This window comes from Calidithermus timidus DSM 17022, from assembly GCF_000373205.1.
GTDB classification, from domain to species: domain Bacteria; phylum Deinococcota; class Deinococci; order Deinococcales; family Thermaceae; genus Calidithermus; species Calidithermus timidus.
Window position 1 is genome coordinate 1 of the sequence record NZ_KB890696.1, and the last position, 12,041, is coordinate 12,041.

Sequence of the window (12,041 nt, forward strand, 5' to 3'; positions counted from 1 at the left end):
ACCGTAGTGCCGGATGTCAGTGGATGGCAAAGCCGCACCCCTCGCAGCACCACACCACCCCCCGCACACGCTCGCGCTCGGCACGGATGGCGCAGCGCAGCTCGAAGAGGGCGTCGTCGAGCCGCGCCCGGAGGATCTCGCGCTGTTCGTAGAGCCGCTGCAGGGGGGTCTGGGGGATCACGCTCGCCATAGCCGCCTCCTTCGGCCGGGCGCGCGGGTGCAGGCCTGTCCCGACACCCCGGCCGGTCCCCCCAGTGGGGCGCTCGCGCCCCCTGGCCCCTCTGCGGTCCGGGGTGATCCCTTCGGAAACCCTTTCAGCTTCCCGTCCGGCGACCCTAGTACTCCAGCACAGCCCCGGTCTCCAGCCCGCCCGGGCGACTCCCCGGAAGCGCCAGGGCAGGGGCGTGGGTGCGGGGAAAGCCCTCAAGGTGCGCTGGCCGCTGCTCAGCCGGGGTTACCCCGGCTCCCAACACCGGCCTGTGTGGCCTAACCCCACAGGCTTGTTGAGGGGACCAGTTGAGGCCTCGGACGTCGTTTGGCTTGTGAAGGTGTTTGCCCTTGACGATTTGCGGGAGCCTCATCCCCTCGCCCTCGATGCACCCCGTCTAACCATTAACCGGATTCGATCTGTATATCCTGGACCGGTAGACGGATTTCACGGCATGAGGTGGGTGGATGGTCTTCAGCGGCAACGACACGCTACGGCTTCACGGCGAGGCCCTCTGTGCCTCGTCCCCCCTTCCGGGGGCAGCCCACCTGGTGCTTGACGCCCCCTGGGGATACGCCCTGCATACGCTGCCGCACCTGCCCCGCCCGGTGTTGGTGGTCACCGGGGTGAACTCAGCCCCCTACCTGCGTGACCTGGTGGACCTCAGGCCACAGGGGGTGATCGCCCGTCCTGTGGGCCCCCAGGAGGTGCTGGCTGCCCTGGGGCGGGTGGCCGAAGGGGAGTGCTTCTACGAGGGTCCTGTGCTGGAAGACGGACTGCTGCCCTGTGAGCGGGCGGTGCTGCGGCGTCTGGCCTTCGGGCTGGAGAACGCGGAGATCGCCCGCGAGCTCGGGGTGAGCCGCCGCACGGTGGAGAACCGCGTGGGGGCTCTGCGGGAGAAGCTCGGCCTGAGGGGCGGGTAGAGCTGGCCCTCTACTACCTTGGCATGCACCCCCGGCTGTGGGCCGGAAGGGGGGTCATGCCCGCAGTGCCAGCCTCGAGTCGGCCGGCCCCCTGCTGTGGGGGGCCGGCCGGTACCGCCGGGTTTTAGCGCTCACGCCGCTTGCGCTCGAGGTACTCCTCTTCGGCGGCCCTGGCCTCCGCCGAGCCCCGCGGCACGGCGCGCCAGGGAATTTCCCGGCTCACCAGGGCGCGGGAGAAGCCCAGGCGGGCGAGCAGCCACCGAATCAGCGCGAGCATGGCGTCCTCTTCGACCTACAGTGTACCGCAGGCGGGTGACCCGGCGGGGTACATCACCCACTGGTCGAACCACAGGATCCCGTCGGCATAGCCGCAGTAGTAGTTGCCCGCCCGGTAGGGGATGGTGCCTGAGTCGACGACCCCGGAGGAGGCATACCAGAGGACCCGGTGGTTGCGCCGCTGCTCCCCGGTGTCGTGGTTGAGGATCTCCGCAGCGATCTCGCCTTCGATCCACGCCCGGCTGCAGGAGACCCGGTGGCGGGTGTAAGGGTTGCCCAGGGGCCACGAGCGGTGCAACGACACCGCGCTGGTGCAACTGGGCGGGAGGGTCTGTGCGGGTTCCACGCCCTGCGCCCTTAGCCTCGACCGCAGCTCCTCCACCCGTGCCTCGAGGTCCGGGCGCCGCTCGAGCAGCCGCCTCACGTCCGCCGGGTCGCGCAGGTTAAAGGCCTCGAACCCCAGCTGGTGTGTAGCCACCACCTCGTCCGCGCTGCCTGCATCTCCCTGGGTGGGCCCCTGGGCCTGCTGGCTACAGGACGTGAGGGTCAGGGAGTACTACAGGCTAGGGCAAGATGCCCTGCCGGATCTCTACACCTTTTTGGACAGCGTGGGGATCCTGGTGTACAAGGCTTCCTTGCCCCGGGAAGCAGGGGTGTGGGGGCCTTTTACCGGCATCCTCGCCTGGGCTACAGGTCCTGCTCAACGTGAACGCCACCCCGGGGCGGCAGGCCTTCACCCTGGCCCACGAGCTAGCCCATGCCCTTTACCGCCCGGGCCGACTGGGTGGCGGAAAGCGCCCTCGCTTACCGCGAGCACCCGGGGGACGTGGTTGCCTTTCGGGGTGCCTTTTGGGCAGATTACCTGGCTGAGCCTCAGGCGCCCCTTCCTTGGCGGGCAAAGCTTTCAGGCGGGGGCCCTGCTGGGGTGGTGGGAGATCTGGAGGCGCATCTTTTTGACCTCGCGATCTGGCTTTTGGGTGTCCCTATAGAAAGGGTCCGCGCCCATGTGGCCACTGTATTTCCAGAGAGGGAGAACCCGAATTTGGCTGGGATTTTGGCTCAAGCGGGGGTGCACTGGGCATCTTGGAGCTTTCGCGTATACACCCGGTGCGGCCGCAGCGCCTCTACTTGGAGCTGGAAGGAGAAAAGGGTGCTTTGCGCGTAGTGCCTTCCTTAGCGGGCAAGGCCGAAGAGGCGGGGCTGTTTCGGGCAACCAGGCCTGGGGTATGGGAGCCGCTACCCCTTGAACCTTCCCTGCTTCGGAGTAGAGATCCCAAGAAGCCCTGGGGGCTCTTCCACTTTCGCGAGCTTGTCCGCCGCTTTTTGTAAGCTGTGTCCCAGGGATCTGTACCTACTCCTTCCCTGCGCGACGGGGTGGTGGTTCAGGCGGTCATCCAAGCCGTTTTGGAAAGTGCCCAAGTGGGTTGCGAAAGGGAGGTAGCCCATGTTTGAGGGTAAGGTGGCGGTGATCACGGGGGCCAGCAGGGCATTGGTCAGGCCATTGCCTTGGCCTTAGCGCAACGGGTGGCTAAAGTAGTCCCGGCTGCACGTGATCGGGAGCGGCTCGAGGCGGTGCACAAAGAGGTGGAAACCCTGGGTGCGCAAGCCTTGGCGGCGGGCGTAGGGTTGGAGGAAGGTGGGGTGGTCGTTTCCTTTCCGGTCCCTGGGGATGGCCCGTTCCACCTGACCGAAGGGGGCTTCCAGTTTGCGGGAGTAGTGGCCGTTCTTACGCCCGCCCTTTTTGCGGAGGAAGGCGTCCCGGTCGGCCTCCAGGAGGAACTGGAGCACCTCGGTCACCGTTTCCTTCACCGCTTCCCGGAGCATGGCTTGCAGGGTATCCCCGTCCATGGGGTACCTTCCTCCCTGCTCTGGTGATCCCTTTTTTACACGAACCCTGCGCGCAGCGTCTCGGTCACCGCCACCTGCACCGCGTGGAACTGGTGGTGGTAGCCCGCCATCTTCTTGACGAGCCTCCCGCTGCCGTCGTCCTCGAAGACGAGGAAGTAGATGGTCGCGCTCTCGTCGGCTGCGTTTTTGAGCTCCAGCACCGCCAGCGGCAGGCCATTGACGAACAGCACCACATCGGGGCGGCGCTCGTGGCGGTTTTCCACCACGGCAAGCTGGTTGACCGCCAGCCAGTCGTTGTTGGCGGGTTGGTCGAAGTCGAGCACGCACACCTGTACGCCGCGGATCGCGCCGTCCCTATCGCGGTNCTCGACGGTCACGCCGTTCACCAGCAGCCGGTGCAGGGCGCGGTTGCGCTGGAGCAGGTCTGCGCCCTCGAGCCGGGTAAGCTTGCGGAAGGCATCCTCGAGCGCCTCGGCCGGCAGCGTCGGATTGAGCCGGGCCAGCGCATCGCGCAGCCGCTGCGAAAGTATGACCTCGCCATAGTTCGCCCGCTCCGCCGCGGGCATATCCGGCGCTATGTCGGGGCCGTTGGCAACCTGCCAGCCACCAGCTTCCAGCCACTCGAGGGCGGCTTCTTCGACATCGGATTCGGTCAGGCGCGCCATATCTTCTCCTGGGTGGTTGCGCCTTCTGTAATCGGATTTTCCCGGTCGAGATGCCAACGCAGGGGGTTTTTGGCGATGTATTGCCGGATGCGGTTCAAGGATTCTTCGTTGCGGATGATGTGTTCGTAATAATTGCGTTGCCAGACGGCGGCGCCCGGCGTGCCGCGCATTTCGTTCATGCGTTTCGTTGAAACCATTTTGAATGCCCCGACCAAACGACCAATCGGTTTGCGGGTCGTTGGCATTGGACGGCCATGTCCGGTAGGGGCGGTTTGCGAACCGCCCCTACGACGACCATCATCGACGATCACGATGATGCCGTGTAAATGATTCGGCATGATAACCCATTCGTCCAATTCCACATGTTCGTATTGTTCGGCCAACCATTGCCACGATTCGGCAACAATCCTGTTCCATTCGTTCAATCGCATTTGGCCATCCACAATTTCACCAAACAGACGCGCCCGATTCTGCGTGCAAATGGTGATGAAATACGCGCCCTGTTGGGCATAATCGTATCCCTTCAGGCGAATGCTGCGGCGGTTGTTACGGCCGGTCGGCTGACCGTATAGATCGTGTTTCACCTGTTCCATGTTTTCAAAAATAGGCCGCATCCTTCATTGGTAATTGGTCGTGCGGCGAGCGACATTCTGAGGTTCACACGATACACCACCAGAGATTCCAGCCAAGCGAGGGCGGCGAGTGTGACGGCGGATTCTGTCATGCGCTCGCAGGACTGTCATTGTCGTCCACTGCTTCAGCAGTTACCAGCTTGACCATATGATCATAATGCACCTTATCCTGAGACTCGATGAACTCCAATAAATCCCTCAACACAGAGCCAGCTTCGGCAAGAAGAGAGGGGTCGTGTTGAGGATCGCCGATTGCGTCGCCGTGAGAATAAGTGTGTAAGAAACGAAGAATTCTCGTTTTCTTCGCTTGTTCAAAGGTTGCGGCTTTCATTTTTTGCCAGAGGTCACCGGGCGTAGCGGGTTGGCGAAAAGCCAGAAAGGCCTCAAGTAGGCGCCTTGCCATATTGGGCAAATGGTAGTGTTCTTCGAGACTCGCTCCAGCGGAAGTGGCTGCTGATACAGCGCGGTAAATACATGCAAAAACGTATTGATACTCCGACTCAAACTCCTCCAACAACGGATCGAGCCGGCGGATGCTAGCGCATCTCTGGCCGTGGCTTAGCAGGCACTCAAGCATATAAAAACGCGCTGGCCTCTTGCTAGCGTCTTTCTTGTTCTGACCGGGAAGGTGGTGAAACCAATTCCGCACTTGACGGAAGAAGGTGAAGTTATGAGTAAAAATGAAGACCTGACCTGCCTTTTCTACCCGCTGGCGAATAAAGCCGTAGGCCATATAGAGCGCGCTAGCATCTAAGCTGGAGACCGGGTCATCGAGCACCACAATGCCATTCTCGAGATCGAAGCCCTTGTCCTCTAACGCCTTCAAAAAATATAGCAGCGCGATGGCTGTCATCTCACCTTCGCTTAAAGCATTCGCAGGGACGCCGCCACGTGTAATCGTGTAGCCAGTCTCCTTGATTTGCAGTTGAAGCTCACTGTGGCCGAGGTACTTGCAGAGGTCCTCGTTCAGCTCCTCTGCCGGCTGGCGATGCTCGATAATTTCTCGTTCCAACCTGGCGATTTCGTCATCGAGGCGCTTTACCTCTTGCTCCGCTGCTTGCAGGGCGGCCTTCGCGTGCTCGATAGCATCCCTGCGACGCACGAACTCTTCCAGTTCCGCTGCGATCATGCCACGCGCCAGCCGCTTGCGGGCTTCACCGACCCGCTTCTGGAAGTCATCGCAGGCCTGGTTGTGCTTGCGGATCACCGCATTCAGCTTCTCGACCACCTCCGCGTCCACCGCTGGCGCTTGAAGCTCTGGGTTGACGTGCTCAAAAAGCCGACGCTTTTTCTCGGTGAGCGCTTGCACTGCAGCCTCAAGAAAGCTCTGCGCCGCCTTAAGGGTTTCCCTCAGTCCTGTCTCCGCAGTCTGAAACTCCGGCTCGAGATCGTCGTAAAGCTCTGCCTTGTTCGGCAATCTGAGCTGAGCAGCTTGCCTTCCCATCTCTTCAAGCTCAACGATAGACGAATCAATTTTTTTCACAAACGCCTCATACTGATCGCTGAAATGCGCTTCAAGTCTGGCCAAGCGCTCCTCAGGCAGTTGCTGCTCACAAAACAAGCATCGTTTGGCCTGTCTCTCCCGATGTAATGTGAGTCCTTGGCGTATCCATTCGGAGAGCGGATGATCATCCTTTAGAGCTTCCATCAGTGCGGAGACAACCGTCTCCGTCAATAGACCCGACAATTTCTTGAGAATTGCATCGAAGTCAGGCAGAGTGTATGAGACTTCCTGTACTTTTGGCTTCGGAGTCGCGCGATGCTGGGTCAGCAGCTTCTCGCGCTCTTCATCGCTGAGGCGATGGGCAGTGCCGTCTCCGGCTGCAGCCATCTTTTCGGCTTCCTCGCAGAAGTCGGATTTGTCGTAGTTGTTGTATGGGTTCTGGCCGCTGGAGCGGAGGGTCTCTTTGATGAGTTTGGCCTGGTCAATACAGAACTGACCGAAGTCCTTCTCGGCTCTCTGCTTCGTGGATCGCGCGGACTCGAGCCTTGACTGCGCTGTCGCACGCTCGCCCTTCAGACGTTCAAGCTCCTTTTGCTTCTCGACGCTTTCCGCTCCCAACACGAAGATCGGCGGCAGGTCTCCTCCGCCCACGGGAAAAACGTTCTCATTCACGAAGTCCCTGTTGAACACCCGTATCGGCACTTCTCGGGTCTGGAATTTCTCTCCCGATACCTCCTGCCCATCAAGTTTGAGAGTGACGTGGCCTCCGGGTTTCGTTCGTTTCTCGAGGCAACGAAGAATTCGGCTGAGCGTGGTTTTGCCTGTCCCGTTCCACCCGTAGATCACGTTGTACCGCCCAAACTCCAATAGATTGGAGGGCCACTTAAAATCTCGGAACACACCGCAGTCTTGGAGGCGCGGAATGGAATCAATACGACTCATAGTCCTCTCTCCTTCAAAAATTTCTCCGCATCCTTCACCCGCAGCTCGCCGGAGATGAGCTTGGGCAGCAGCGCGTCACGCAGGGCGGCAAGGGTAGTAGATTGTGACCTGTTGCCAATAATTTGTTCGTAAGCAAATGGAGCTAAGCTGCCAAGATTTACCCGCCGCCACTCACCCGCCATACCCCATCTCCTTCAGCAGCGTCTCGGCCTTCTCGAGCAGCCGTGGAACCTCGTTCTGAACGATGGCCCAAACGATTTCTGCGTCCACCTCTGCGTATGCGTGGATTATCCGGTTGCGGAAGCCGACAATCTGGCGCGCAGGGCCGATGGATTCCTCAAGTTCGGGGAAATGGCGCGTGGCCTGGCTGACGGCTTCGCCCACTATCGAAAGCTCCCGCTCGACTGCCCGGCGCAGCATCCGATGCTGCTTGAAGCCGGAGAGGTCGCTCCCATGCACGTACTCCAGGATTGCCCGGCAGGCATCGGCAATGTCCCACAGGTAGGCTTCCCGACTACGCCGCGGCATACAGGGTTTCTTGGCTGGCCTCGATTGCCCGCTTGAGATACGGGTTGCGGACAGCCCCAATCTCCACCAGATCCACCCTTCGCCCAAACAGGCTCTCGAGGTCCTCCAACAACCCGAAGTAGGCCTCTGCGTGCGCTTGAGGGGTCATGGGCCGGAATTCCACGCAGAAGTCCAGGTCGCTCTTGTCGGAATCGAAGTCGTCGCGCAGGGCAGAGCCGAACAGGGCCAGGCGCTCGACCTGGTAGCGTTCGCACAGCGTCCGCAACGCTGACTTTTGGGCAACGATAAGCTCTGCCACTACTCGAGACCCCCTTTTTCAACATGGTAGCCAATGCTTCGCAGGTTTGCCCAGATCTCTTTCTCCAGCCTCGCCGATTCGGCAAACTGCTCTGCGAGCGTGGCGGTGAGCCGCTTCATCTTCTCCTCGAACGGTTCGTCGTCGTCCTCCTGTCGCTCGGCACCGACGTAGCGGCCCGGAGTCAGCACGTGGCCGTGCTTGCGGATTTCCTCCAGCGTGGCAGATTTGCAAAAGCCCGGCACGTCCTGATATTCGCCCGCTTCTTTCTCACCCCGCCAGGCGTGGTAGGTGCCCGCGATGATGTTCTTGCGGATCTCGCCTTCGCCGGACTGATTTGAAGACATCGAGCCGTTGGCTAGCACGAAGCCGGCCACCCCTGCGGGCGCGAGGTGATGGATGATGTGCTGCACCCAGGCGAAGTTGGCGTTGCCCACCGGCGGCACGCCGTACTGCCAGCGCTTGTCGTCGCGCAGGCGCTCGCCGCCCCAGTCGGAGACGTTGAACGGGGGATTGGCGAGGATGAAGTCGGCCTTGAGGTCGGGGAGGTCGGGAAACTTGTCGTCGTGGAAGGTGTCGCCATGCGCGATCTGGCCCTCGATGCCGCGGATGGCCAGGTTCATCTTGGCGAGCCGCCAGGTGGTGTAGTACTCCTGGCCGCAGATCGAGATGTCGGCCTTGGCCTTGCCGCCGTTGCCGCTCGCGTGCGCGCGGATGAACTCGACCGACTGCACGAACATCCCTGAGGAGCCGCAGCAGGGGTCGTAGACGCGGCCGCGGTAGGGCTCTAGCATCTCCACCAGGAACTTGACCACGCAGCGCGGCGTGTAGAGCTCGCCACCCTTCTTGCCCTCGGCGCTAGCGGAAGTACTCGTAGACCCGGCCCAGCACGTCCTTGGCGCGGCTGGTCTCGTCGCCGACCTTGATGTTGCTGATCAGGTCGATGAGCTGGCCCAGGCGCTGCTTGTCGAGCGCGGGGCGGGCATAGTCCTTGGGCAGCACGCCCTTCAAGGCCGGGTTGTCGCGCTCGAGGCCAGCCATCGCGTCGTCCACGAGCTGGCCGATGGTGGGCTGGCGGGCCTGGGCCTTGAGGTGCGCCCAGCGCGCCTCGGGCGGCACCCAGAAGATGTTCTGCGCGCGGTACTCGTCGGGGTCTTCGGGGTCGGGTCTTCCCACGCTCCGCCTCCCGGGGGCATAGCCTGCCACTCCAGCCAGGCTTTGCCGGGCAGGTGCATCTCCGCCCGGAGCTGCAGGAGGTGGAAGCGGGTTTTCCATGGACTATAGCCGGGGCCAAGGTCGGGTCTAGGCCTTGGGGCCATGCGGGCAGTGGTGGTGGGCGCAGGCATCGGGGGCTTGGTGGCGGCCCGGATCCTCAAGCGGGCAGGCCTCGAGGTGGTGGTCCTCGAGGCCCACACCTACTCCGGGGGGCTTGCCGGGAGCTTTTACCACCGGGGCTTCCGCTTTGAAGCGGGGGCCACCCTTCTCACGGGCCTCGCCCCCGGTGCGCCCCTGGCCCTGGCCTTGGGGATGGCGGGGGTGGAACCCCCTTGGAACCCGTTGCCCAAGGGGTTTCCCCTTCTGGAAGTGCTCCTCCCCAAGGGGCGGGTGGTGCGGCCCGTGGGCCTTGCGGAGGAGGAAGAGGCGCAACGGGACTTCTTTGGCCCCAAGGTTCTCCCCTTTTGGGCGTGGCAACGGGACCGGGCCCGCCGCCTCCTCGCCCTCGCTCCCCGCCTGCCCTGGCCCCCGGAGGCGGAGGAGGTGCGGCGTGGGCTTCCCCTCCTCCCCCAACTCCTGCCCCTTCTGCCCGACCTTTTCCTGCCCGCTTCCTGCCGCGCGCCCGAGGACCCCGCCTTCCGCCGCTTCCTGGCGGCCCAACTCCTCATCGCTGCCCAAACGGAAAACCCCTACGCCCTCTACGCCGCCTTGGCCCTGGACCTGCCCCACCTTGGGGCGGCTCTCCCGGAAGGCGGCATAGGCCGACTGGCGGAGGCCCTGGCCCAGGGGCTCTCCGTTCGCTACCGTGCCCGGGCGGTGCGCCTCCTCCTGCGGGGAGAGAAGGCCTTTGGGGTGGAGGTGGTCTACGGGGGCCGGCGCCGCGGGGAGCGGGAGGTGGTGGAAGGGGACGTGTTCCTCTTGAACGTGCACCCTGGGCCCCTCCTGGGCCTTCCCGAGCGGGTTCCCCAGGACGCCTGGGGCGCCTTTGTGGTCTACGGCGTTCTGCCCTTCCGGGTTCCGCCCCCCTACTACCGGCAAAACGCCCGGGAACGGCCCTTCGCCTTCCTCTCCCTAAGGCCCGAGGAGGAAAAGACCCTCTTTAGCCTCTCCCTCCACACCCCCTTGGCCCTTTGGGAGGGGCTGGACCCGGAGGGGTATGGCCGGGCCAAAGCCCTTTGGCTGGAAAGGGCCCTCGCCCTAGGGGAGGCCCTCCTCCCTGGGCTCCGGGAGGCGAGCTCCCTCTTTGCTGCCACGCCCCGCACCTACCGGCGCTACGTGGGCCGGGCCTGGGTGGGGGGAATCCCTCAGACCCACCCTTTCCGCTTTCCCCGCGTGCGCCTCCTCCCCAACGCCTTCCGGATCGGGGAAGGGGTTTTTCCGGGGCAGGGGATTCCCGCCGTTGCCCTTTCGGGCGTGCGGGTGGCCCGCCTGGCCTTGGCCTACCTGGGCCTAAGGCCCCCTGAGTCTTTCCCGGGCCTCCTCGAGCCCTTTGGCCATCCCCTCCCGTGAGGGGGCCCCTCACCTACGCGCCAAAGCTTCCAGGTAAGCCAGGATCCGCCTGGCCGTCCGGCCTTCCCGCTCCGTGAGGAGGTCCAAGTGGGTGAGGTCGGGCAGGACCTGGGCCTCGCCTTCTCCACCGGGGAAGAGGTCTTTCAGGCGGAAGTCCTCGGGCTTGGGGAAAAGCCCACGCCCTGCCCCCAAGGCCAGGACGGGGTAGGGGAGGGGGCGGGGCTTGAGGTCGGGCCGGACGTAGGGGTAGCCCGCCACCTCCAAAAGGAGCCGGTAGGGGAAGTACCACTCGGAAAACCCCGTTTCGGGGTGGGCGTAGGCCTGCAGGAAGGCCCTGGGGTCCGTGGCCTCCCCCGTGTCCCGCCAGGCGATGGGCCCACTCCTGGGCCCCCGCACGGTGAGGACCACCCTCCCCTGGAGAAGCCCCAGAAGGCTTAGCCCCTCCCGGGCCCAGGCCCGGCCCACGCTGACGCTAAAGGCGGGGAAGAGGCTGTAGTGGTCGTCTATCCGGAGGAGGGCCTTGGCCTCCCGAGTAGCCCGGTAAGGGCCAAAGGGGACGGTTTCCTCAGGTCGCTTGGCCGCCATGAAGGCCTCTGCCTCCGCCAGGGCCAGGGTTTGGGGACTAAGGTCGGGGAACTGGAAGACGGGGCTTACCCGGCCCGAGAGGAGGTCCCGCAGGCCTGGTGCCCGCCCGAAGGGGGTTTCCTGCCCATCCCAAAAGGCTTCTTCCGAGAGGGGGAGGAGGTTTGGGCTTCCATCCAGGAGGATAAGCCCCGTAAGCTTCTCCCCGTAGGCCCAGGCGTAAAGCCCCGCCAGGCTTGCCCCCAGGGAATGGCCGGCGAGGACCACGGGGGCCCGCTTCGCCGCCTCGTCCACTGCCAGGTCCAGGTCCCTTAGGTGGACGTCCAGGCCGAATTCCCGCAAAGGGGAGAGGTCGGGCTCGGGGAGGGTTTGGTAGTAGGTCACGGGGTCCTCCCCCTGGAAGCCCCGGCGGTCCTCGAGGCCATTGGCCCGTCGCTCCCAGGCCCAGACCTCAAGCCAGGGCGCTTGGCGCCGTAGGTGCTCGGCCAGGAGGGCGAAATTGGTGCTTCCGCCCAAAAGCCCCGGCACCAGGAAGAGCACGGCCTTGGGCACTTGGGCGGGGTAGACGAGGGCATAGCTTTGGTCCAAGCCGGGGTGACCCGTGGGAGCCCCGGGGAGGGCCCGGTATTCCTGAGCCCAAGCCAGGGCTAAGAAGAGGGCAGCCCAGAAATGGCGCATGCCCCCATGCTCGGCAAACGGGATGGAGGGGTTTGGGTTTGGGGCTACCTTTGGCAAGCCGAAAACAGGGTGGCTGTCCCCCCAAGACCCCAGGGGTCCGCCTGGTCCCTGTGGGGTCTCCCGGGGGCTCACAAAAAACCTCCCAGGATGCCCCGGTTTTCAAACCAGGGAGGAATCGGTGCGCCGCCGAAGGCGGCGACGTCCTTTGCCATGCAGAAGCTTTGTGGTAGGCTATGTTCATGCACAGGGCGGAAACAGTCATGCTCAAGCTGGCCGCCCCGTCTGCGAACAAGCGA

The 12,041-nt window shown here is 63.7% G+C and carries 16 protein-coding genes and 1 pseudogene; 4 read left to right on the plus strand and 13 right to left on the minus strand.

What is annotated here, in order from left to right; translation table 11 throughout:
* Positions 1–16: 16 nt before the first annotated feature.
* Positions 17–190 carry a hypothetical protein gene (locus B047_RS18120; RefSeq protein WP_018466144.1) on the minus strand — a complete coding sequence of 58 codons (174 nt, stop codon included), beginning with the start codon at positions 188–190 and terminating at the stop codon, positions 17–19.
* Positions 191–675: 485 nt separating this feature from the next.
* On the opposite strand from B047_RS18120, the gene B047_RS0106500 reads away from it, so the two are divergent.
* On the plus strand, positions 676–1,131 hold the full coding sequence (locus tag B047_RS0106500) for a helix-turn-helix transcriptional regulator (RefSeq protein WP_018466145.1): 456 nt from the start codon (positions 676–678) through the stop codon (positions 1,129–1,131).
* Between the two features lie 124 nt (positions 1,132–1,255).
* Here B047_RS0106500 and B047_RS18125 read toward each other — a convergent pair whose 3' ends face one another.
* Both B047_RS18125 and B047_RS0106510 read right to left on the minus strand, forming a co-directional pair.
* Positions 1,256–1,408 carry a hypothetical protein gene (locus B047_RS18125; RefSeq protein ID WP_018466146.1) on the minus strand — a complete coding sequence of 51 codons (153 nt, stop codon included), beginning with the start codon at positions 1,406–1,408 and terminating at the stop codon, positions 1,256–1,258.
* 15 nt (positions 1,409–1,423) lie between these two features.
* The gene (locus B047_RS0106510; RefSeq protein ID WP_157205836.1) at positions 1,424–1,885 is read right to left on the minus strand and encodes a hypothetical protein; all 462 of its coding nucleotides are present in this window, start codon (positions 1,883–1,885) and stop codon (positions 1,424–1,426) included.
* 95 nt (positions 1,886–1,980) lie between these two features.
* Here B047_RS0106510 and B047_RS18685 point away from each other — a divergent pair, with 95 nt between their 5' ends.
* Both B047_RS18685 and B047_RS18690 read left to right on the plus strand, forming a co-directional pair.
* On the plus strand, positions 1,981–2,277 hold the full coding sequence (locus tag B047_RS18685) for an ImmA/IrrE family metallo-endopeptidase (protein ID WP_084784953.1): 297 nt from the start codon (positions 1,981–1,983) through the stop codon (positions 2,275–2,277).
* On the plus strand, positions 2,165–2,572 hold the full coding sequence (locus tag B047_RS18690; protein ID WP_084784954.1) for a Gfo/Idh/MocA family protein: 408 nt from the start codon (positions 2,165–2,167) through the stop codon (positions 2,570–2,572). The genes B047_RS18685 and B047_RS18690 overlap by 113 nt, the downstream gene beginning before the upstream one ends.
* Before the next feature lie 446 nt (positions 2,573–3,018).
* Here the strand turns inward: B047_RS18690 and B047_RS16420 are convergent.
* The 9 genes and pseudogenes from B047_RS16420 to B047_RS18375 form a co-directional block, all read right to left on the minus strand.
* Positions 3,019–3,255: pseudogene (locus B047_RS16420) on the minus strand (transposase); the annotation flags it as partial.
* Positions 3,256–3,290: 35 nt separating this feature from the next.
* Positions 3,291–3,920 (minus strand): type I restriction endonuclease, encoded by a 630-nt coding sequence (locus tag B047_RS0106530; protein ID WP_018466150.1) that lies wholly within the window; start codon positions 3,918–3,920, stop codon positions 3,291–3,293.
* The gene (locus B047_RS0106535; RefSeq protein ID WP_052606071.1) at positions 3,908–4,513 is read right to left on the minus strand and encodes a transposase; all 606 of its coding nucleotides are present in this window, start codon (positions 4,511–4,513) and stop codon (positions 3,908–3,910) included. Before B047_RS0106535 ends, B047_RS0106530 begins: the two co-directional genes overlap by 13 nt.
* A gap of 127 nt (positions 4,514–4,640) precedes the next feature.
* On the minus strand, positions 4,641–6,938 hold the full coding sequence (locus tag B047_RS0106540; RefSeq protein ID WP_040779514.1) for an AAA family ATPase: 2,298 nt from the start codon (positions 6,936–6,938) through the stop codon (positions 4,641–4,643).
* Positions 6,935–7,120 carry a restriction endonuclease subunit S gene (locus B047_RS17865; protein ID WP_084784955.1) on the minus strand — a complete coding sequence of 62 codons (186 nt, stop codon included), beginning with the start codon at positions 7,118–7,120 and terminating at the stop codon, positions 6,935–6,937. The genes B047_RS0106540 and B047_RS17865 overlap by 4 nt, the downstream gene beginning before the upstream one ends.
* Positions 7,110–7,466 carry a HepT-like ribonuclease domain-containing protein gene (locus tag B047_RS0106545; RefSeq protein ID WP_018466153.1) on the minus strand — a complete coding sequence of 119 codons (357 nt, stop codon included), beginning with the start codon at positions 7,464–7,466 and terminating at the stop codon, positions 7,110–7,112. Before B047_RS0106545 ends, B047_RS17865 begins: the two co-directional genes overlap by 11 nt.
* Complete coding sequence (locus B047_RS0106550) at positions 7,453–7,764, minus strand: nucleotidyltransferase family protein (protein ID WP_018466154.1); 312 nt, start codon at positions 7,762–7,764, stop codon at positions 7,453–7,455. Before B047_RS0106550 ends, B047_RS0106545 begins: the two co-directional genes overlap by 14 nt.
* Positions 7,764–8,576 carry an N-6 DNA methylase gene (locus tag B047_RS18370; RefSeq protein ID WP_245533714.1) on the minus strand — a complete coding sequence of 271 codons (813 nt, stop codon included), beginning with the start codon at positions 8,574–8,576 and terminating at the stop codon, positions 7,764–7,766. Before B047_RS18370 ends, B047_RS0106550 begins: the two co-directional genes overlap by 1 nt.
* Before the next feature lie 43 nt (positions 8,577–8,619).
* On the minus strand, positions 8,620–8,937 hold the full coding sequence (locus B047_RS18375) for a type I restriction-modification system subunit M N-terminal domain-containing protein (protein ID WP_245533715.1): 318 nt from the start codon (positions 8,935–8,937) through the stop codon (positions 8,620–8,622).
* A 141-nt stretch (positions 8,938–9,078) separates the two neighbouring features.
* Here B047_RS18375 and B047_RS0106560 point away from each other — a divergent pair, with 141 nt between their 5' ends.
* On the plus strand, positions 9,079–10,485 hold the full coding sequence (locus B047_RS0106560) for a phytoene desaturase family protein (RefSeq protein ID WP_018466155.1): 1,407 nt from the start codon (positions 9,079–9,081) through the stop codon (positions 10,483–10,485).
* Positions 10,486–10,494: 9 nt separating this feature from the next.
* On the opposite strand, the gene B047_RS0106565 is transcribed toward B047_RS0106560, so the two are convergent.
* Complete coding sequence (locus tag B047_RS0106565; RefSeq protein ID WP_018466156.1) at positions 10,495–11,745, minus strand: alpha/beta hydrolase; 1,251 nt, start codon at positions 11,743–11,745, stop codon at positions 10,495–10,497.
* Between the last annotated feature and the right edge of the window lie 296 nt (positions 11,746–12,041).